The 19,976-nt window shown below is 59.0% G+C and carries 16 protein-coding genes; 5 read left to right on the top strand and 11 right to left on the bottom strand.

Annotated elements, in window-relative coordinates; translation table 11 throughout:
- Position 1: 1 nt before the first annotated feature.
- From ACEPPP_RS09685 to ACEPPP_RS09695, 3 genes are all read right to left on the bottom strand, one after another.
- Positions 2 to 1,123, bottom strand: a complete 1,122-nt coding sequence (locus ACEPPP_RS09685) for a glycoside hydrolase family 5 protein (protein WP_374086193.1) — start codon at positions 1,121 to 1,123, stop codon at positions 2 to 4.
- A 20-nt stretch (positions 1,124 to 1,143) separates the two neighbouring features.
- Positions 1,144 to 2,826, bottom strand: a complete 1,683-nt coding sequence (locus ACEPPP_RS09690; protein WP_374086195.1) for an ABC transporter ATP-binding protein/permease — start codon at positions 2,824 to 2,826, stop codon at positions 1,144 to 1,146.
- Positions 2,827 to 2,996: 170 nt separating this feature from the next.
- On the bottom strand, positions 2,997 to 4,241 hold the full coding sequence (locus ACEPPP_RS09695; RefSeq protein WP_374086197.1) for a TIGR03862 family flavoprotein: 1,245 nt from the start codon (positions 4,239 to 4,241) through the stop codon (positions 2,997 to 2,999).
- A 189-nt stretch (positions 4,242 to 4,430) separates the two neighbouring features.
- Between ACEPPP_RS09695 and ACEPPP_RS09700 the strand changes: the two genes are divergently transcribed.
- The 5 genes from ACEPPP_RS09700 to zapE all read left to right on the top strand — a co-directional run bounded on the left by ACEPPP_RS09700 (position 4,431) and on the right by zapE (position 10,611).
- On the top strand, positions 4,431 to 5,180 hold the full coding sequence (locus ACEPPP_RS09700) for a DUF3581 domain-containing protein (protein ID WP_374086199.1): 750 nt from the start codon (positions 4,431 to 4,433) through the stop codon (positions 5,178 to 5,180).
- 76 nt (positions 5,181 to 5,256) lie between these two features.
- A complete protein-coding gene (locus ACEPPP_RS09705) occupies positions 5,257 to 5,544 on the top strand; it encodes a hypothetical protein (protein WP_374086201.1) in 288 nt (95 codons plus the stop codon).
- A gap of 67 nt (positions 5,545 to 5,611) precedes the next feature.
- The gene (locus ACEPPP_RS09710; protein WP_374086203.1) at positions 5,612 to 6,622 is read left to right on the top strand and encodes an isocitrate/isopropylmalate dehydrogenase family protein; all 1,011 of its coding nucleotides are present in this window, start codon (positions 5,612 to 5,614) and stop codon (positions 6,620 to 6,622) included.
- Between the two features lie 92 nt (positions 6,623 to 6,714).
- Complete coding sequence (acnB, locus tag ACEPPP_RS09715) at positions 6,715 to 9,285, top strand: bifunctional aconitate hydratase 2/2-methylisocitrate dehydratase (RefSeq protein WP_374086204.1); 2,571 nt, start codon at positions 6,715 to 6,717, stop codon at positions 9,283 to 9,285.
- A 144-nt stretch (positions 9,286 to 9,429) separates the two neighbouring features.
- Positions 9,430 to 10,611, top strand: coding sequence for a cell division protein ZapE (zapE, locus tag ACEPPP_RS09720; RefSeq protein ID WP_374086206.1), 1,182 nt, complete (start codon positions 9,430 to 9,432; stop codon positions 10,609 to 10,611).
- A gap of 39 nt (positions 10,612 to 10,650) precedes the next feature.
- Here zapE and ACEPPP_RS09725 read toward each other — a convergent pair whose 3' ends face one another.
- The 8 genes from ACEPPP_RS09725 to ACEPPP_RS09760 form a co-directional block, all read right to left on the bottom strand.
- The gene (locus ACEPPP_RS09725) at positions 10,651 to 11,832 is read right to left on the bottom strand and encodes a sigma-54 interaction domain-containing protein (RefSeq protein WP_374086208.1); all 1,182 of its coding nucleotides are present in this window, start codon (positions 11,830 to 11,832) and stop codon (positions 10,651 to 10,653) included.
- 178 nt (positions 11,833 to 12,010) lie between these two features.
- On the bottom strand, positions 12,011 to 13,282 hold the full coding sequence (locus ACEPPP_RS09730; RefSeq protein WP_374086210.1) for a bifunctional O-acetylhomoserine aminocarboxypropyltransferase/cysteine synthase: 1,272 nt from the start codon (positions 13,280 to 13,282) through the stop codon (positions 12,011 to 12,013).
- 110 nt (positions 13,283 to 13,392) lie between these two features.
- Positions 13,393 to 14,535, bottom strand: a complete 1,143-nt coding sequence (gene ssuD / locus ACEPPP_RS09735) for an FMNH2-dependent alkanesulfonate monooxygenase (RefSeq protein WP_374086212.1) — start codon at positions 14,533 to 14,535, stop codon at positions 13,393 to 13,395.
- 44 nt (positions 14,536 to 14,579) lie between these two features.
- Positions 14,580 to 15,815: a bifunctional 3,4-dihydroxy-2-butanone-4-phosphate synthase/GTP cyclohydrolase II gene (locus ACEPPP_RS09740; protein WP_374086213.1), complete on the bottom strand. Its 1,236-nt coding sequence runs from the start codon at positions 15,813 to 15,815 to the stop codon at positions 14,580 to 14,582.
- Between the two features lie 11 nt (positions 15,816 to 15,826).
- Positions 15,827 to 17,020: an acyl-CoA dehydrogenase family protein gene (locus ACEPPP_RS09745; RefSeq protein WP_374086215.1), complete on the bottom strand. Its 1,194-nt coding sequence runs from the start codon at positions 17,018 to 17,020 to the stop codon at positions 15,827 to 15,829.
- Positions 17,020 to 18,126 (bottom strand): dimethylsulfone monooxygenase SfnG, encoded by a 1,107-nt coding sequence (gene sfnG, locus ACEPPP_RS09750; RefSeq protein ID WP_374086216.1) that lies wholly within the window; start codon positions 18,124 to 18,126, stop codon positions 17,020 to 17,022. The genes ACEPPP_RS09745 and sfnG overlap by 1 nt, the downstream gene beginning before the upstream one ends.
- A 10-nt stretch (positions 18,127 to 18,136) precedes the next feature.
- Positions 18,137 to 18,679 carry an OsmC family protein gene (locus tag ACEPPP_RS09755; protein ID WP_374086218.1) on the bottom strand — a complete coding sequence of 181 codons (543 nt, stop codon included), beginning with the start codon at positions 18,677 to 18,679 and terminating at the stop codon, positions 18,137 to 18,139.
- A 113-nt stretch (positions 18,680 to 18,792) separates the two neighbouring features.
- Positions 18,793 to 19,974: an acyl-CoA dehydrogenase family protein gene (locus ACEPPP_RS09760; RefSeq protein WP_374086219.1), complete on the bottom strand. Its 1,182-nt coding sequence runs from the start codon at positions 19,972 to 19,974 to the stop codon at positions 18,793 to 18,795.
- Positions 19,975 to 19,976 lie beyond the last annotated feature (2 nt).

Genomic DNA, 19,976 nt, shown 5'->3' on the forward strand with positions numbered 1-19,976 from the left:
ATCAATCAAATCGCGCGGGCAGCCAGCCTCTTTCAACGCAGTCGCGGAAACACCACTCCGGCGTGGTTTCGGTTTTATAGTTCCAGAAAAACCAGCCGAGGTATTTTTCGAAGGTGATCAGTTGCGCGTCGGCGTAGGCGCGATAACCGACATCCATCTGGAAGCGGTCCATCTTTTCGAGGGCGTAGTTGAAAGGGCCCTCCGCCCATAGCGAGACAACATGCGGATTGAGCCCGAGGCTCCATTCGCCGACATAGGTGGCCAGCCGCAATTCCTGGATGATCTCGTCGGCTTCCTGTTTCCAATGAATCGCGGATTTTTGGACGTGGCCGTAAATGTCCATGTCGATGTCGTTACGATCGAAGCACTGGTAGCGGTGGATATCGATGACGACATTGCGAAAATCGGGCTCGTTCATGAACCCTGAGTATTCGCGGAAGGAGCGGAAGCCGTCGTGAAAGACCACCGCGACGTCTTCCGGCCTGCAATGCTTGCGGATGCGCGCGTAGCCGGCCTCGTTGTAGCGTTTCAGAAAATCGGTCGGGATGTCCCAGCGCGGCTCGTTCAGCACCTCGATCGCATGTAGCGCGCGGCGTCCATGGTAACGTTCGGCCAGTCTTTCGAGAACATCCAGCGAATGCTCGACATATTCCGGCTGTGTGTGCCACTCGCAGACATTCATGATGCCGCCGTTGTCGAAACCGTTTTGGCAGCCGGGCGCCGCATGCAGATCGAGCACGACCTGCAAGCCGTAGGTTTCCGCCCAGTCGAAAGCGCGGTCGAGAATGTCGAGGCCGCCGACGACAAAAGGCTGCACCGATGCGCCATAGGCGCGGTGGTAAGGATAACCCGGCCCGAACAGCCAATGCCCGACCGGAATCCTGACCGCATTGATGCCGGCTTTTGCCAGCCAGGCGAAATCGCTTTCGGTGATAAAGGTATTCCAATGCTGCTTCAGCAAGACATCGGCGCGTTCGCCGAGCTCGGCGCAATAGCTGGTCTCGTCGGTCGCCGCGAGCCCTTCGAACAGGCTCGGCGTGATCCATTTTTCGAGCACTAGCCAGCCACCGAGGTTCACGCCGCGCAGTTTTTTGCCTTCGTTATGTGCGTTTAAAGCGGTCATCGACGATCTCCCTGGGTCTATTATGGAAGGACAATCCGGCGCTGATGAAACGCGTCGGCGGTCGGCTGATTGGTGATCGTCAGCATCGCGGCTTCGGGAAGCTCGTCGCGAATCAGGCTCAACATTTCGGTCTCACCCTTCGGATCGAGCGAATCGAACGCTTCCTGCAGCATGATCCATTTAGGCCGATTCAACAGCAGGCGCGCCGCCCCGAGCCGTTGCTGCTGCTCGCGGGTCAGGGCCGCATCCCAATTTTCGGTCTCGTCGAGTTGTTTCTGCAATTCTTCCAGGCCGACTTTCTTCAGAACCTCCTTGACCCCGATCGTGCTGAACTGTTCGACACCGTGCGGATAACAGATCGCGCTCCAAAGCGTTCCGCTCGGCAGATAAGGGCGCGGCGGCATTAAAAACAGCGGTTCGTCGTCGGGCAGTTCGATGCGCCCGCTGCCCCAGGGCCAGAGCCCCACGATCGCCTTGAAGAGTTTGGCGCCGGTCGCGGCGTTGCCGTTGACCCATACCCGTTCGGCCGGCCGGATTTCGATATTGATGCCGGAAGCGATCAACTCGCCATCCCGCTTGTGCAAGCACAGATCATGAATGCTCAACACCGACACCTGCGATTTGCTCAGACAAATTCGGTGCGGATCGGGGCATTCCATTTCCTGTTCGAGGTTATCCAATGCACTGACCAGACCCAGCACACGGTCGGCCGACGCGCGCCAATTGGCGAACGCCGCCATGTTATCGATCGGCCAGGACAATGCCGACGCCATATGTTGAAATGCCTGCGCGGATTGCATCAGCGCGCCGAGAGAAATCGAGCCCAGCACATAGCGCGGCGCCGAGACGAGGATAGGAAAGGCCATCGACAAGACCGAATAGCCGGAGGTAAACATCATGATGTTCCGCCAGGCCAAGCTTTGCCGGTCGAAAGCGTCTTTGACCGTTTGAAACAGTGAACCGAAGCGCTGTCTTTCATTCGCTTCGCCATGGACCAGCGCGATCGCCATCGAGTTTTCGCGCGCCTTGACCAGACCAAAACGGAAATTGGCTTCGACCGTTTGCCGCGCATCGGTCGCCTTGACCAGGGGGCGCCCGACCCACCAGCCCAAAATCGACGCGCCGACCGCATAAATCAGCGCGATCCAGACCAGATGCCCCTGAATCTCCATGCCGCCTAAAACCACCGTGCCGGAGAGCCGCCAGAGAATTTGGGTAAAGCTGATCAGCAGCAACAGGCTGTAAAACAACGAATGCAGCAATTGGACCGCCTCTTCAGTCACGATGCGGACATCCTCGGCGATACGCCCGTCCGGATTGTCGTGCTCGCCCGGCATGAAGATGACCTGGTATTGCCTGCCATTGTCCATCCACAGCCCGCTGACACGCTCGGTCAGCCAGCTGCGCCAGCCGATCTGCAGGCTCCGCTTGACCGTCATATGCGTCGAGGTAATGGCGATGCCGGCCCCGAAGATAATCACCAACAAACCGATCTGCTCGACCAAGCCCGCCATCGAATGTTGTTCGAGCGCATCGAAAAGCGCGGCGCTCCAGGCATTGATCACGACCGCCATGCCGATCTGCATCACGGTCAGCACGATCAAGGTCAATGTGCGGTTGCGGATGAAACGTTTATTTTCGGAATTCCAGTAAGGTCCGGCCAGCGCGACGAACTGATGAAAAAATCCCTTGGCGTTGAGCATAGGCAATTCTCCATGGAGGGAAATAAAAATATAGACGCATTCCGCGGCAATAACCTATCGCCCGGCAGCGAGCGATTCGAGTCATCCTAGAAACGGAGCACGTAAAAACGCCCGATTGTAATTGAATTGCGCATGGATTGAACACCGTTTTTGCTTCAGCGTCGTCACCTTTAAGACGAATGCGACTTTAACCATTGTGAAGCGCCCAAGCCTGCCTGGCGGCCGGTCGCGAAACAGGCGGTGAGCAAATACCCCCCCGTGGGGGCCTCCCAATCGAGCATTTCACCAGCGACAAAAACACCGGGCAGCGCGGTGAGCATGAGGTTTTGATCGAGGCTGTCGAAGCGCACGCCGCCGGCGGTGCTGATCGCTTCGGCGATCGGGAGAGTCGCGCGCACGGTGATCGGCAAGGCCTTGATCGTCGCCGCCAGCGTGGCCGCATCGGCAAATTGTGCCTTGCCGAGCACCTCGTGCAGCAAGGCCACCTTGACGCCGGCAAGGCCGACGCGGCTTTGCAAATGGCTGGATAGCGACCGCGCCCCGCGCGGCTGGCTGACTTCGGCCAGCACCCGCTCGGCATCGCGTCCGGGCGCCAGATCGAGCGTGAAGGTGGCGCTGCCGTGGACATTCAGGTGCTCGCGCAGCCGCTGCGAAAACGCGTAAATCAGGCTGCCTTCCACCCCGCGCGCGCTGATCACCATTTCGCCTTGCCGCCGCTCGCTGCGGCCCCGCGCATCGGTAAACGACAGTGCCACCGATTTGAGCGGCGCGCCGGCAAATTTGTCGCGCAGGTGCGCACTCCACGCCACCTCGAAGCCGCAATTGGCGCTTTGCAATGGCGCGATCTCTACGCCCCGGGCCTTGAGCCACGGCACCCAGGCACCGTCCGACCCCAGCTTCGGCCAGCTGGCACCGCCCAGCGCCAGCACCGTCGCCTGCGGCTTGAGCGAAATTTCGCCGCCCGGATTGGCAAAGCGCAATGCGCCGTCGGCATCCCAGCCCAGCCAGCGATGACGCACGTGCAGGCGCACGCCGGCACTGCGCAGGCGATGCAGCCAGGCCCGCAGCAACGGCGCGGCTTTCATCTGCGTCGGAAAGACTCGGCCCGAACTGCCGACAAAGGTATCGATACCGAGACCGTGTACCCACGCGCGCAAGGCACTCGGCGGCAGCTGGTCGAGAACGGCTTGCAGCTGCGGCCGACGCTCGCCGTAGCGGGCGCAGAAGGTGTCATAGGCTTCGCTGTGGGTGATATTCAAACCGCCGATGCCGGCCAGCAATAACTTACGGCCGACCGACGGCATGGCGTCATAGACATCGACCTGCACGCCGGCAAGACTCAGCGCTTCGGCGGCCATCAGCCCGGCCGGCCCCCCACCGATAATGGCAACTTGCGGGGTAATGTATTCGGGCATAGGCGATCTGATGAAGTTTGGCTAGGCGCGCATTTTAACCCAAATGCCGCCGTTAAAAATTCGAATGCGCAAAAAACCCTTTTAAGCCAATGCAATACAAAAATTCATGTCGGTTGGGAAGTCATGCAGTGAAACCTTTCAAGCGGTATGGTAGAATTATTCCATCTTATCAAAATAACAAATAACAATATGTTTTTAAAAGATTTTTACTCCCTCCACGAGGGCAATGTCAGTATTGCCGCCGAACAAGCCAGCATGTTCGCCAAAGAAGTGGCGCATGATTTCAACCCGTTGCACGACGTTGATGCCAAACGTTTTTGCGTACCCGGCGATTTGCTTTTTTCACTGGCATTGGAGAAATACGGCCTTAGCCAAAACATGCACTTCATCTTTTCCGGCATGGTCGGGCATGGTGTGCTGTTGAATTTTCCCGACACCGAGGCCGAACGGATCGATGTGAACGACAATCAGGGTAAAACCTATTTGCAGATCGAACGTTCGGGAAGCATGAGTCGGGACTCGGCATTGATCGAAAGCTTCACTCGCGATTATGTGGCTTTCTCGGGACAAAATTTCCCCTATGTGCTGGTTCCGTTATTAGCCAAGGAAAACGTGATGTTCAGCCTCACTCGGCCGCTGGTGATTTACGAAAGCATGACGCTGTCATTCGATCATCTCGATTTTCGGCAAGCGTCCGTGGAAATGATGGAACCGAAGATGGAGGTCAATGGCAAGCGCGCTTCGGCTTATTTGCACTTTCAGATCAAGACGGGCGAAAAGGTGGTCGGCACTGGCTTTAAAAAACTGGCGATCAGTGTGCTGAACGGTTATGAATCCGAGCCGATGCAGGCATTTGTCGACGACTATCTGGCGAGGAAAAACGGCTATCTGGGTAATTTGGCGATTCTGCCGCCTACGGGCCGTTTCGAGTTACAATAGTCGAACCCAATAAAAACCGAGCCAGCGAACGTCTTGGCCCGTTCCTTGCTTTGCACCCTGGTTTGAGGTACTGCCGATGAAAAAATGCCCTGTTTGCGGTCACGAAAACCCGCTGCCCGAGACGAAATGCCCCAAATGCGGGAGTTATTATTCGAAGATCATCGAACTGATCGACCGGGAAGCCGCCGCCGAAGAGGAACAGTCTTTTCGCGGCCAATGTCGGCGCATCTTCCAGGCGGACAATGTCAAACTCGCGCTGAAGGCCGAATGCAAACGCTGGTGGGCAGGGCTTGGCCTGCGCGCCAAGTTCACCCTGTTCGTGATCTTCGTGTTCGTGTTTGCGCTGGTGGTTACGGTTTTATAAGACTTTTGCCCGAATCGGGCATTGCTGTGTACTATCCTTGTTTTTTCTATTATTTTTGGAGTTTTGAATGCATCTGGTGACCTTGATAAAAGGCGACGGTATCGGCCCTTCGATTATGGATGAGGCCGTCAAAGTGATTGACGCCTCCGGCGCAAAGATCCAGTGGGAAGAAGCGCATGCGGGCCTCGGCGCGCACGAAAAATTCGGCACGCCGCTGCCCGAAGAAACGATGGCGTCTTTCGACAAGACCCGGGTCGCGTTCAAGGGGCCGCTGACCACGATCGTCGGCACCGGCTTCCGCAGCATCAATGTCGCGCTGCGCCAAAAATACGAGCTGTATGCGAACGTGCGCCCGGCCAAGAGCTGGGCGGGCGTCAAGACCCGCTATGACGACGTCGATATCGTGATCGTCCGCGAAAACACCGAAGGCCTGTACGCGGGTCTCGAACATTATCTGACGCCGAAAAAGGACATCGCCGAGAGTCTGGCGGTCGTCACCCGCAGCGGTTCCGAACGGATCATCGACTATGCGTTCAAATATGCGCGCGAGAACAACCGCAAGAAGGTGACCGTCTGCCACAAGGCCAATATCCTGAAATATACGCAGGGCCTGTTCCTGGATGTTGCACGTGAAACCGCGGCGCGTTACCCGGACATTCAGTTCGACGAAAAAATCATCGACGCGGCCTGCATGCACATGGTGATGAATCCGCAGCAGTTCGACGTGGTCGTCTGCACGAACATGTTCGGCGATATCTTGTCCGACCTGACCGCGGGCCTGGTCGGCGGCCTGGGTCTGATTCCTGGCGCGAACATCGGCAACGACGCGGCTTTGTTTGAAGCGGTACACGGCAGCGCGCCGGACATCGCCGGCAAGAACCTGGCCAATCCGACCGCGGTGATCATGGCCGGCGCGATGATGCTGAGCCACTTGGGCGAACAGGAAGCGGCCGAACGGGTGGTCAAGGCGGTCGAAAAGGTCGTGAACGAAGGCAAATATGTGACGCCGGATTTGAATCCGCAGTCGAAAGCCGGCACGATCGAGATGGGTAATGCGATCGTTGACGCGATGGAATAAACACAGTTCACACGCCGAACTTAGCCGACTGATGTATTTGCCGGCGCATTAGACAATGCGCCGAGTCATCCCGAATGAGAGGAATCCCCCTGATGCTTGAACAATACCGTAAACACGTCGAAGAACGCGCCGCCGAAGGCATCGTGCCGAAGCCGCTCGACGCGCAGCAAACCGCCGCGCTGGTCGAACTGATCAAAAATCCGCCTGCCGGCGAACAAGATTTCATTCTGGATTTGCTAAGCAACCGGATTCCGGCCGGCGTCGACGATGCGGCTTACGTGAAGGCTTCATTCCTCGCGGCGATCGCGAAGGGCGAGGCGGCCTCGCCGATTCTGTCTCCCGCCGAGGCGACCCGGCTGCTCGGCACGATGCTCGGCGGCTACAATGTCGCCCCCTTAATCGACTTGCTCGATCATGCCGAGCTGGCGCCGATCGCGGCGCAGGCGCTGTCGCACACGCTGCTGATCTTCGATGCGTTCCACGACGTGCAGGCCAAGAGCGATGCCGGCAATATTTTCGCGAAACAGGTGATCCAGTCCTGGGCCGATGCGGAATGGTTCACCGCCAAGCCGGAAGTCCCGGCCAAATTGACCGTGACCGTGTTCAAGGTCACCGGCGAAACCAATACCGACGACTTGTCGCCGGCGCCGGACGCCTGGTCGCGCCCGGACATTCCGCTGCATGCGAAAGCGATGCTGAAAATGCCGCGCGAAGGCATCACGAATGCCGAACAGCAAATCGCCGAACTGAAGCAAAAAGGCTTCCCGGTCGCCTATGTCGGCGACGTGGTCGGCACCGGCTCGTCGCGGAAATCCGCGACCAACTCGGTGCTCTGGTTCATGGGCAACGACATCCCTTACATTCCGAACAAGCGCGAAGGCGGCGTCTGCATCGGCGGCAAGATCGCGCCGATCTTCTTCAACACGATGGAAGACTCCGGCGCCTTGCCGTTCGAATGCGACGTGACCGGCATGGCAATGGGCGACGTGATCGACATCTTTCCTTATGAAGGCGTGGTCAAGCGCCACCGCAGCGAGGAAGTCGTCTGCCGTTTCGAGCTGAAAACCGATGTGCTGCTCGACGAAGTCCGCGCCGGCGGCCGGATTCCGTTGATCATCGGCCGCGGCTTGACCGACCGGGCGCGGAAATCCTTAGGACTGCCGCTGTCGACCGTCTTCCGTCGTCCGGGCGCAGCGCAGGACAGCGGCAAAGGTTTCACGCTTGCGCAAAAGATCGTCGGCCGCGCCTGCGGCGTCGCAGGCGTCCGCCCGAACACCTATTGCGAACCGCACATGACCACGGTCGGCTCGCAGGATACGACGGGACCTATGACCCGCGACGAATTGAAGGACCTGGCCTGCCTCGGCTTCTCGGCGGACCTCGTGATGCAGTCGTTCTGCCATACCGCCGCCTATCCGAAGCCGGTCGATGTCGAGATGCAGCATACCCTGCCCGACTTCATCATGAACCGCGGCGGCGTGTCGCTCCGCCCCGGCGACGGCATCATCCATTCCTGGCTGAACCGGATGCTGTTGCCGGACACGGTCGGCACTGGCGGCGACTCGCACACCCGTTTCCCGATCGGCATTTCGTTTCCGGCCGGCTCCGGCCTCGTCGCCTTCGCGGCCGCGACCGGCGTGATGCCGCTGGACATGCCGGAGTCCGTGCTGGTGCGCTTCAAGGGCACCATGCAGCCCGGCATCACGCTGCGCGACATGGTCAATGCGATTCCTTACGCGGCATTGCAAAAGGGCTTGTTGACGGTCGAGAAAAAAGGCAAGAAGAACGTGTTCTCGGGCCGGATTCTCGAAATCGAAGGCCTGCCGGATCTGAAAGTCGAACAGGCGTTCGAATTGTCCGACGCCTCGGCCGAACGCTCGGCGGGCGGCTGCACGATTCGCCTGAACGAGGCGCCGATCCGCGAATACCTGACCTCGAACGTCACGCTGTTGAAGTGGATGATCGCGGAAGGCTACGGCGACAAGCGCACGATCGAACGCCGGATCCAGGCGATGGAAGACTGGCTCGCGAACCCTGTGCTGCTGGAAGCCGATGCGGACGCCGAATACGCGGAGATCATCGAGATCGACATGGACCAGATCAAGGAACCGCTGCTCGCCTGCCCTAACGATCCTGACGACATCAAGCCGCTGTCCGAGGTCGCCGGCACTAAAATCGACGAAGTCTTCCTCGGCTCGTGCATGACCAACATCGGCCATTTCCGCGCCGCCGGGAAACTGCTCGAACAGCAGAAAGGGGAGCTTCCGACCCGCCTGTGGGTCGCGCCGCCGACCAAGATGGACCAGAGCCAGCTGACCGAGGAAGGCTATTACGGCACCTTCGGCAAGGCCGGAGCGCGGATGGAAATGCCCGGCTGCTCGCTGTGCATGGGCAATCAGGCGCGGGTCAAGGAAAATGCGACCGTGGTGTCGACCTCGACCCGCAACTTCCCGAACCGGCTCGGCAACGGCGCGAACGTGTTCCTGGCCTCGGCCGAACTGGCCGCGGTGTGCTCACTCCTCGGCAAGATCCCGAGCTTAGAGGAATACATGCAGTATGCCGCGCAGATCGACAAATCGGCCGCGGATACCTATCGCTATCTGAATTTCGATCAGATCCTTAATTACCGGGAGAAAGCGGACAAGGCCGCACTGAGCGTTTAAGCGGGTTTCCGAATAAAACCTCGGTTTTCGGGGCGGCCAACGCCGCCCCTGCCTGCGGCCTTTAAAATGGAATTGAACTAAGGATCTCCCTAAATCGGTTGATTATCCGGTTGCCCATCTTCGTTTCGCAACCCTGTTCGCGTCATGCTGAAAAGAATCCTGAAGAAAGTCAAACCGGCCTCCCCTCCCCCCTTGCCCGACCTGTCGGGCGAACTCGAACGGCGCTATTTCGCGCTAATCGAGCGCTCTGCCATTCAATATGACGCCGCTCAACACCTTGCGCTAGCCCATCTGCAAAACCTGCTGAACGATCTCGTCCTGCTCACCGCCTACGAGAACAAACCCGCCTCACAAAGACTTTTCGCCACCCGTCCGCCGCGCTGCAGGAGCCTTTATATTTATGGCGGCGTCGGCCGCGGCAAGTCGATGCTGATGGAGTTGTTTTACGAATCCTGCCCGCTTGAACAAAAACGGCGCGTGCATTTCAACACCTTCATGATCGAGGTGCATGCCTTCGTGCACCGCTGCCGCCAGCAAAAAATTCCCGATGCGTTGTTCGTGTTGGCCGGCCAGATCCGGAATACGACGCGCCTCTTGTGTTTTGACGAGTTCCATGTGACCGACATTGCCGACGCGATGATATTGGGACGCCTCTTCAGCAAATTATTCGAACTCGGCGTCGTGACCGTGATGACCTCGAACCGGCATCCGAACGAACTTTATCAGGGCGGCCTGCAGCGGGAGCAATTCCTGTTTTTCATCAAGGTCTTGCAGAACGAAGCGAATATCCTTCAATTGGCGGCCGAAACCGACTTTCGCCTGCGCCATCTGCATGCCTTGAAAAAAACCTATTACACCCCGCTGGACCCGCATGCCGACGCCTTCCTCCGGCACAGCTATGACGAATTGACGCATTTTTCCGAAATGCAGCCGGTCGAGCTGCCGGTATTCGGCCGCACGATACGCCTGGCTTCGGCGCATGGCGATGTCGCCTTTACCTCTTTCGAAGAATTGTGCGTGCAACCTTTGGGGGCGGCCGATTACCTGAAAATCGCCGGCGAATTCAGCACGATCATCATGGCGAACATTCCGAAACTGACCGCCGCCTACCGGAACGAGGCCAAGCGCTTCGTGACCTTGATCGATGCGCTCTACGAGCATAAAGTCAAATTGATCTGCACCGCCGAGGCGCCCGCCCGCGAACTCTACACCGAAGGCGACGGCGCGTTCGAGTTCGAACGCACGGTATCGCGGCTAATGGAAATGCAGTCGGAAAGCTATCTGCAGAGCGAGCATCTTTGCGATGTCGAGCCGCGGGATCGATAACGCTGGACATCCGGGCCTAAACCGTCAATTAGGGATCGATCAAAATCCCCAACACTCCTGCGAGGCTTCGGAGAAAACAATTTCCTTGTAGCCTCTTTCCTTGGGGATCACCTCGGGTACGGTAATGGGGGAAATGCTGATACTCTTCGGCAAAGGGGAGTGATGTTTTTCGGTTTCCGCATCCCCCGATGCCAAAATATGGTTTTGAATCAACCGGGCGCGCACCACGTGTCGGCTCAGCCCGAGTAACCTCGCCGTAGCCAGTTGATTGCGGCCGGTGTGCTTATACGCGGCTTGTAACAAGGCGCGTTCGACACGGGCATACAAATCCGGGTGTTCCTGCTCGCATAAGGTTTGTAAGATACTGTCCAGTTTTTCAAAATCTCCGGCCTCGGAATCTACCGTTTTAGAAAAACTGAGCGCCTGAGAGAGATTTAAATCCGTCGGCGTAATGGTCAGATCGCGAGCCACCAACAAGGCATGGTGTATCACATTTTCCAATTCCCGAATGTTGCCCGGCCAGGGATGCGTCAGTAGCGCTTGTTTTGCGGCCGGGGAAATCGTGGTTCCGGGGCAGCCGAGCCGCTGCCCGTAGACCTTCAAGAAATGCCGGGCCAACGGCAAAATATCCCCGGTGCGTTGCCGCAAAGGCAGCAGATTCAATGCCGCCACATTCAGCCGGTAGTACAAATCCTCGCGAAACCGGCCGGCCATGACCGCCTCTTCCAGTTTTACGTTCGTTGCGGCGATCAAGCGCACATCGATCGGCGTCGCCTTATGCGAACCGACCCGCACCACCTCGCGTTCCTGCAAGACCCGCAATAACTTGACCTGCATCGACTGCGGCAGGTCGCCGATCTCGTCCAGAAATATCGTGCCGCCGGAAGCGGCCTCGAACCAACCCTGTTTGGTCGTCACCGCGCCGGTAAAAGCGCCTTTCTCATGGCCGAACAACTCGCTTTCGATCAAGGTTTCCGACAGCGCGCAGCAATTGACCGCCAAAAACGGCCCCTTGCGTCTGGCGCTCAGCTCGTGGATGTGGCGGGCAACCAGTTCCTTGCCGGTGCCGGTTTCGCCGATGATCAGTGCGTTTAATTCGCTCGGGGCAACCCGCTTGATTCGATCGAGCAGTTCTCTGGATTTTGGATCTTCGAAAACCAAGGCGGACGCCCGGATCGAGAGCGCCATCTCGGCAGGATTAGCAAAGGCAAGTAAAGACATAAGTAAAAACAGGTCCCTTGAAGTTACAACTGACGCCAAGATAGCATGCACGTCTCAAGTTATAAAATGATCAAGATCAATATTAGTATGCCTAAATGTAATAATGATCCGATTTACGGACCGACAGATCCTGGTCTGTTGAACCGGGATCTGCCAAGCGCAGGACAAGCCTCCGGCGTCAAGCCGCCTCGAGCGCCTGTTCCAGATCCGCGACAATGTCGTCGCCGTGCTCTATCCCGATCGATAAACGCACCATGTCCTCGGTGACGCCCGCCTTGACCAGCTCTTCGGGAGACAGTTGCCGATGCGTGGTCGACGCCGGGTGGCAAGCCAGCGATTTGGCATCGCCGATATTCACGAGCCGGGTGAACAGTTTTAGCGCATCCTGAAAACGCTCTCCCGCCTTGCGGCCGCCTTTCAAGCCAAAAGTCAGAATGCCGGACGCGCGGCCGCCCATGTATTTATCGACCAGCGCTTTATCCGGATGGTCTTCGAGCCCAGCGTAGTTGACCCATTCCACCTTGTCGTGGTTTTGCAGGTATCGCGCCACCTTGACCGCGTTTTCAGAGATCCTGTCCATGCGCAGCGCCAGGGTTTCTATGCCTTGCAGGATCAAAAACGCGTTGAAGGGCGAAAGGGCCGCGCCGGTATTGCGCAGCGGCACGACGCGGGCACGGCCGATGTAAGCGGCAGGACCCAGGGCTTCGGTGTAAACGACGCCATGATAGGACACGTCGGGCTCGTTCAGGCGAGGGAAACGCGCTTTATGTTCGGCCCAAGGGAATTTGCCGCTATCGACGATCACGCCGCCGATGCTGTTGCCATGCCCCCCCAGATATTTGGTCAGCGCGTGCACGACAATATCGGCGCCGTGCTCGATCGGACGGCAAAGATAAGGCGACGGCACCGTGTTGTCGACGATCAGCGGCACGCCGTGGCGGTGGGCGACGGCGGCCAGGCGTTCGAAATCGGTCACGTTGCCGAGCGGGTTGCCGACCGATTCGCAGAAAATCGCCTTGGTTTTGCCGTCAATCAGCGCCTCGAAGGCTTCGGGATCGCGATAATCGGCAAAACGCACGGTGATGCCGTATTGCGGCAGGGTGTGGGCAAAGAGATTGTAGGTACCGCCGTACAGGGTGGCGGCGGAGACGATGTTGTCGCCGGCTTCGGCGATGGTCATGATCGCATAGGTAATCGCCGCCATGCCGGAGGCCAGCGCCAGCCCGGCGATCCCGCCTTCCAAGGCGGCCACGCGCTTTTCGAGCACGTCCGAAGTCGGGTTCATGATGCGGGTATAGATGTTTCCGGCCACTTTCAAATCGAAGAGATCGGCGCCATGCTGGGTATCGTCAAAGGCGTAAGACGTGGTCTGATAAATGGGCACGGCCACGGCTTTGGTGGTCGGGTCGGGGCTGTAGCCACCGTGTACGGCGATCGTTTCTAGTTTCATAGGCTTTAGGGCTGACGAGGTTGATGGAATCTGTAAAGGGTCTGGTTTTCGGTTTCGATAACGGGCTTGAGGACAAACGACGGTATCTTCGGTCTCGGCGCTGCCGCGGCTCATCCGGCCTTGGCTTGCAGCTCGACTTTTCCGGTATCCCCCACGGGACTTAAATGGAACACCGGTTTGGCCCTTGTTTTTTCGGGGGCTTTTGCGACCGGCAATAACGGGAACAGCAATTCGGCCACACGGTAGGCTTCTTCCAGGTGCGGGTAACCGGAGAGCACAAAGGTTTCGATGCCGAGATCGGCATATTCCTGCAAGCGTTTGGCGACCGTTTGTGGGTCGCCGACCAACGCAGTCCCTGCGCCGCCCCGGACTAAACCGACACCGGCCCATAAGTTGGGGGCGATTTCGAGGTTTTGCCTGGAGCCTCGGTGCAGGCTGTTCATTCGCCGTTGCCCCTCGGAATCCGAGCGGGCATAGGCGCGCTGCGCGGCGGCAATCGCCTCGTCGTCGACATGGCGGATCAGCGCATTGGCCTCCGCCCACGCTTCGGCTTCGGTTTCCCGAACGATGATGTGTATGCGCAGGCCGTAACGCACGACCCGCCCGGCCAGCTTGGCGCGAGCTTCGAGATCGGCGATTTTTTTGGCCACGGCCGGCACCGGCTCGCCCCAGCTCAGATAGTGGTCGATATACTCGGCGGCCAGTTGATGGGCGGCAGGGGATGAGCCGCCCAAATATAACGGCAGGCTGGGCGTCTGCGCGGGCGGAAAGGCCAGTTTCGCGTTATCGACCCGGATATGCTTGCCGGCAAAACTGACGGTTTCGCCCGCCAATAAGCGCTGCCAGACGGTCAAAAACTCGGCCGTCAAGGCGTAACGCTCGTCATGAGCCAGGAACAAGCCGTCGCCGGCCAGCTCGACCGGATCCCCGCCGGCAACGACATTGACCAGCAAGCGCCCGCCGGAAAACCGGTCCAGGGTAGCCGCCATGCGCGCCGCCACCGTGGGCGTGGTCAGACCGGGCCGAACCGCGACCAAAAACCGTAACTTCTCGGTCGATTCAATCAACGAGGCCGCGACCACCCAGGAGTCCTCGCAGGTAACGCCGGTTGGAATCAGAACCCCGCCATAGCCCAACGTATCGGCCGCCTGGGCTATCTGGCGCAAATAGTGCAAGTTCACTTCGCGCGCGCCTTGAGCCGAACCCAGGTAGCGGCCGTCGCCATGCGTCGGTAAAAACCAGAAAACATTCACTGTCTTGTCTCCAAATTCATTATGATCGTGCCCTGCATCCGCATTCATTTCGCACTTAGCGTTTCCCAGGGCAGATTGTCCAGATTGAGCAAATGCCCGAGCTTCTCGGATTTGGTGCGTAAATAGACGATGTTCTCGCGGTTGGGAGCGGGTTCCAGCGGCACGCGCTCGACGATTTTCAGCCGGTATCCCGCCAGCTCGCTGAACTTGGCCGGGTTATTGCTCATCAGCCTGATCGTCGTCACCCCTAAATCGCTGAGGATCTGGGCGCCGACGTCATAGCTTCGGGAATCGATAGGCAGACCCAAGTCCAAATTGGCTTGTACGGTATCCCGGCCCTGATCCTGCAATTCATAGGCACGCAGCTTGTGCGCCAAACCGATGCCGCGCCCTTCATGCCCGCGCAAGTAAACCAAAACCCCGCTGCCCGCCTGTTCGATTTTTGCCAACGCCATTTTGAGTTGATTGCCGCAATCGCAGCGCAACGAGTCGAGCACGTCGCCGGTTAAACATTCGGAATGCACCCGTACCAGGACGTTCTGCTGTCCCGTCACCTGGCCTTTGACCAGGGCCAGATGTTCCGAACCGTCGAGCACGGAACGGTAAACATGGGCGGTGAAAACCCCAACGGCGGTGGGTATCCTGGCTTCCGAGACGTGCTCGACCAGTCGTTCGTTACGGCGGCGGTAGGCAATCAAGTCGGCAATCCGGATAAAGGGTAACTGGTGCTGGCTGGCGAAGGCCCGCAGCGCCTCGCCGCGGGTCATGCTGCCATCGTCATTCACGATTTCGCACAACACGCCGGCCGGATACAGACCGGCCAAGCGCGCCAGGTCCCCGGCCGCTTCGGTGTGGCCCGGCCGCGCCAACACCCCATGCGGCCTGGCACGCAACGGAAACACATGGCCTGGGCGCGCAAAATTGTCGGCGCTGCAGGCAGGATTCGCCAGGGCCCGGAGGGTGGCGCTGCGGTCCGCGGCGGAAATGCCGGTGCTGGTGCCTTTGTTCAAGTCAACCGAAACGGTAAATGCCGTGCCATGGGCATCGGTATTGCTCGCGACCATCGGTTCCAGATGCAGCGCATCGACGCGCTCGCCCGGCAGGGAGACGCAAACGACGCCGCTGCTATGCCGCACCAGAAAGGCCATGCGTTCGGGCGTGATTTTTTCGGCCGCGATGATTAAATCGCCTTCGTTCTCCCGGCTGGCGTCGTCGGCCACCACCACGAAGCCGCCGTTGCGGATGGCTTCCAGCGCCGTCTCTATTGTGTCGTAACTCATTGTTTTGATCCTTAGGAGTAAAAGCTCGGGGTGGGCAGCTTGGCATTCAATACCCATTCGCCAAGATCGCGCAGCTTATAATCGACCGGGTCGTGCAGCGAATGGGTGCGCAGATTGCGCCAATAGCGGTCGAAGCCGGCCTTGGCGCTGGTCGCCCGTGCGCCGGTGACTTCGAACAAGCGCTGCGTCACCTCCAAGCCGGCGCGGGTGGCCAGGACTTTGGCCGTCGCGCTGGCGATCGCCACGCTGCCGCGCTCCGCCTCGGTGAGCGCATTTTCCTGGCGCCAGGCAGCATCCAGTAAACTGGCGGCATAATCGGTCGCCAGCGCAGCGGCGTTCAGGTCGACCCAAAACTCGCCGTACTTTTTGAGCACATAAGGATCGCGGGTCGCGCTTTCCACGCCGGACAAAAACCAGGCCCGCGACTGGCTGCGGGTATAGCCGATCGCTTCCGCCAAAGCGCCTTCGCCAATGCCCAAGTAAATGTTGATTAACACCAGCTGCGCAATCAACGGGCGCAAGGTGGCAAACACGCTGCCCAGGGGTCCGGGCCGACTTAAGATTTCCTGGTCATAGATGCGCACCCGATCAAAATCCACCGTGCCGCTGTCGGTCTGGCGTTGCCCCATATTGTCCCAATCCGAGTGAATCCGGATGCCTGGACGATCGCTCGGAATCGCGGCGATGACTAATTTGCCGCCCGCCTCGGTCAAGGCCGATACGATTAAATGATCGGAATCGGTAGCGCCGGAGCAAAAGCTTTTGGTGCCGTGCACAAGCCAGTCCTGACCGTCGGCACTGATCTTGGCGCGAGTGTCCAGAGGGTTCAGGGTATTGCCCCAAAACCAGCTGTTTTTAACCGTTTCACGGTAATAATGCGGCCATTGGTCGCCGAACAGCCGCAGCGTCGCCAGCAGCAAATGCTGGAAACCGAACAGATGCCCGAGCGAACTGTCGGCCCTGGAAATAATGCGCACAATCTGCAAGGTATCGTGCCAATCCAGGCCGTGCCCGCCGTATTCGACCGGGATGATCAGGTTTAATAGGCCGCTTTGACGCAGGCTGTCGCGCTCGTTTTTAGCCGTGCCGCCGCGCCGATCGCGTTCCACGGCGGTGGCGGCAAACTCCGCCGCCAATTGTTCGGCCTTGTCGAACAACGCCCGAGTCTTTGCCTGCGCCTGCTGGGGAGGATTCGCCTTGCTCATCAGGCAGCCACTTTGTCGACTTGCCGCGCTTCCAGTTCGCGAACCAAAGGCAAAACCCGCTGCCCGAAATAGTCGACTTCTTCCTGGAAGTGCAAAAAGCCGGTCAGGATCAGGTCGACGCCGACCGCTTTCAAGGCGACGATACGCTCGGCGATTTGTTCGGGCGTGCCGATCAGATTGGTCTTGAAGCCGTCGTTATATTGCACCAGGTCCTCGAATGTGGACTTGGCCCAATTGCCCTCGCCTTCCGGGGAAGCTTTTCCCGCCTGCTTGACTTCATGTCCGAACGCATTGACCGCTTCCGTGTCGGCTTTTTCAATGATTTCGTTCAGCACCGCCCGGGCTTCCGCCTCGGTATCCCGGGCGATCACGAAGGCATTGACGCCGATCTTGACCGCATGGCCTTCCTTGGCCGCCTTGGCGCGAATATCGTCGACCTGCGCCTTGATGCCCTCCAGCGTATTGCCGTTGGTGAAATACCAGTCCGAGACCCGGGCCGCCATGTCGCGCGCCGCCCTGGAACTGCCGCCCTGAAAGATCTCCGGATGAGGTTGCTGCAGGGGTTTCGGCTTCAGGGTGAAATGGTGGAAACGGTAGAAATCGCCGAAAAAACTGAAATCGTCCTGCGTCCAAATGCCTTTCAGCGCGCGGATGAATTCTTCCGAACGGCGATAACGTTCGTCATGCTCCAGCCACGGCTCGCCGATCGCGGTAAATTCGGTTTTGAACCAGCCGCTGACGATATTGACGGCGATACGGCCGGCCGTCAGGTGGTCGATCGTCGCAATCTGCTTGGCGGCGACCGCCGGGTGCCAGGGCCCCGGCAAGATCGCCGCGATCACCCGCAGTTTCTGGGTAGCCGCCAACAGGGCATGGGTGAAAGAGACCGACTCGTGCTGATACTCCGCACCGTAACCCGCGGTGAAACGGATCTGTGTGAGGGCGTAGTCGAAACCGCTGCGCTCGGCGATTTGCGCGAGCTTGCGGTTATAGTCGATATCCCAGCCGGTGCGCTGCTCGATCTTACTGACCAGCAGGCCGCCGCTGACATTGGGCACCCAGTAGGCGAATTTGATCGGGTTGTTGCTGTGATGGGATTGGCTCATGGGGATTTCCTCACGCGGCGTCGATGGCCAGGGCGTGCAGCGGCGCGCCATTGAGTATGACCGTGCCGGCCACCTCGACCGGCCGGGTCAAGGTATCGAGCACGGGACAGTGCGCTTCCACCGCCGCCACCAGCTTTTCGATCGTTTCCGGGTCCGCGGGGCTCTTCAATGTGGTTTCGAAGCTGATTTTCTGGAAACCGGAGGGCACCTCCTTCAAGCCGAACAGGCCATTCAGATCCAGGTAGCCCTTGGCGCTCACCTCGACGGCCTCCAAAGGGATGCCCAACACGGCGGCGTAGGCCGCATAGACGATTTCCTGGCAGGTGCCGAGTGCGGCCAGGATCAGCTCGACCGGGTTTGCCCCCGCGTCTCCCCCGCCCAGCTCAGGGGGTTCGTCAATGATCAGCGGCGGAAAATCCCGCACTTCGGCGGCGCAGCGCACGCCATCGAGCAGGCGGGTCTGCGCCTTGAAAACTAGGCGGGCGCCCGCCGGATTTTGTTGCAGGGCGACAATGGTGTTCTCTAATGTGGCTTTCAAATCTTGTTGTGACATGTGAATCTCCGAAATATTGAGCAGGGACTGTCGATTAAGCAGGGTGGCTTCGCGCCTATTCCTTCCAATCGGGGTGTGGCAAAGGTTGCTAAAACGGGACGTTGTTACGGGTTCTACTCGCCGCCGGCCTCGAACAGCTCCAGAGGCAATCCCACCAGCGCCTTGCCGATCCATTCGCGGGCGATGTTGTTCGACGGCCCCATGCCGATGCCGGCGCGGGCATCACGGAAGATGCGTTCGATCGGGCCTTTCTTGTAACCGTAACCACCGCTGACATCCAGGGCGTTGCGCGCCGAGATATTGGCGACTTCCGCCGCATGCACCTTGAATTCGGTCAACGGCAGCAGGATTTGCCCTTGCGGCTGACCGGCGGCCTGCAATTGGTCCAATTGCCGCGCCAGCTCGTGCTGCCAGGGGCGCAGGCTTTCGACCAGCACCTTGGACTCGCCCAATTGCTGACGCAGTACTTGGTAGTCGGACAGTTTGCGGTTGAAATCGCGGTGTATGGTGCCGGTCAGGTGGCCTGCGGCTTTTTCCAAGGCCGCCCTGGCCACGCCGTGCCAGACCGCCCCCAGACCGACCAGATAGACCGGCGATACGCCATGGTAAACGATGTCTTTGCCCTGGCCTTCGTCGCCCAGGCGATCGATGCTTTTCACATTCACATCCTTATAGGTGATCGGCCCGCTGTGGTTGCCGCGCACCCCGAGCGCTTCCCAGGTGCCGTGCGTGATGCCGTCCAGTTTGGCATCGACGATGAAAAAGCTGATATCGGTAGGGCCTTTGGCGCCCGGCGAACGGGTTTGAAAAATGTAGTAATCCGCTTGTCCTGCGCTGGTGGTAAATGATTTTTCCGCATTGAGCAGATAGTTATCGTCGCTGCCTCGGGAGGCTTCGCTGAAGTTGAACCACCAGTGTCCGCCCGAGGCTTTTTCGCTGGTCGAATAGGTGCCGATCAAACCGTCGCGGGCAGGCTTCAGCCAACGTTCTTTTTGGTCGTGGTTGCCGAATAAGTTGATGGTCTGCGCCGCGCCGGTGTGCATCACATAGACCAGGCCGGTAGAGGCGCAGGCGCGGCCGATTTCTTCCGCCACGATCGAAAAGGCGACATGATCCAGACCCAGGCCGCCGTATTCCTTCGGAATCAGCACGCCATTCCAGCCCGCCCGGCCCAAGGCTTCAAGATTCTCCCGCGGGAAAACGCCCTGGTCGGTTTGTTCGGCATTCGGCCGGATGACTTCGTCAACCAGGGCGCGAATTTCGGAGCGGATTTTTTCGTAATCGGGTGCAGACATGG

Source organism: Methylomicrobium lacus (assembly GCF_041897535.1).
Classification (GTDB): domain Bacteria; phylum Pseudomonadota; class Gammaproteobacteria; order Methylococcales; family Methylomonadaceae; genus Methylomicrobium; species Methylomicrobium lacus_A.

What these genes read in the sequence shown, in the direction of transcription:
- ACEPPP_RS09685 (WP_374086193.1), bottom strand. Translation starts at nt 1,123, where the DNA reads ATGACCGCTTTAAACGCACATAACGAAGGCAAAAAACTGCGCGGCGTG.
- ACEPPP_RS09690 (WP_374086195.1), bottom strand. Translation starts at nt 2,826, where the DNA reads ATGCTCAACGCCAAGGGATTTTTTCATCAGTTCGTCGCGCTGGCCGGA.
- ACEPPP_RS09695 (WP_374086197.1), bottom strand. Translation starts at nt 4,241, where the DNA reads ATGCCCGAATACATTACCCCGCAAGTTGCCATTATCGGTGGGGGGCCG.
- ACEPPP_RS09700 (WP_374086199.1), top strand. Translation starts at nt 4,431, where the DNA reads ATGTTTTTAAAAGATTTTTACTCCCTCCACGAGGGCAATGTCAGTATT.
- ACEPPP_RS09705 (WP_374086201.1), top strand. Translation starts at nt 5,257, where the DNA reads ATGAAAAAATGCCCTGTTTGCGGTCACGAAAACCCGCTGCCCGAGACG.
- ACEPPP_RS09710 (WP_374086203.1), top strand. Translation starts at nt 5,612, where the DNA reads ATGCATCTGGTGACCTTGATAAAAGGCGACGGTATCGGCCCTTCGATT.
- acnB (WP_374086204.1), top strand. Translation starts at nt 6,715, where the DNA reads ATGCTTGAACAATACCGTAAACACGTCGAAGAACGCGCCGCCGAAGGC.
- zapE (WP_374086206.1), top strand. Translation starts at nt 9,430, where the DNA reads ATGCTGAAAAGAATCCTGAAGAAAGTCAAACCGGCCTCCCCTCCCCCC.
- ACEPPP_RS09725 (WP_374086208.1), bottom strand. Translation starts at nt 11,832, where the DNA reads ATGTCTTTACTTGCCTTTGCTAATCCTGCCGAGATGGCGCTCTCGATC.
- ACEPPP_RS09730 (WP_374086210.1), bottom strand. Translation starts at nt 13,282, where the DNA reads ATGAAACTAGAAACGATCGCCGTACACGGTGGCTACAGCCCCGACCCG.
- ACEPPP_RS09740 (WP_374086213.1), bottom strand. Translation starts at nt 15,815, where the DNA reads ATGAGTTACGACACAATAGAGACGGCGCTGGAAGCCATCCGCAACGGC.
- ACEPPP_RS09745 (WP_374086215.1), bottom strand. Translation starts at nt 17,020, where the DNA reads ATGAGCAAGGCGAATCCTCCCCAGCAGGCGCAGGCAAAGACTCGGGCG.
- sfnG (WP_374086216.1), bottom strand. Translation starts at nt 18,126, where the DNA reads ATGAGCCAATCCCATCACAGCAACAACCCGATCAAATTCGCCTACTGG.
- ACEPPP_RS09755 (WP_374086218.1), bottom strand. Translation starts at nt 18,679, where the DNA reads ATGTCACAACAAGATTTGAAAGCCACATTAGAGAACACCATTGTCGCC.
- ACEPPP_RS09760 (WP_374086219.1), bottom strand. Translation starts at nt 19,974, where the DNA reads ATGTCTGCACCCGATTACGAAAAAATCCGCTCCGAAATTCGCGCCCTG.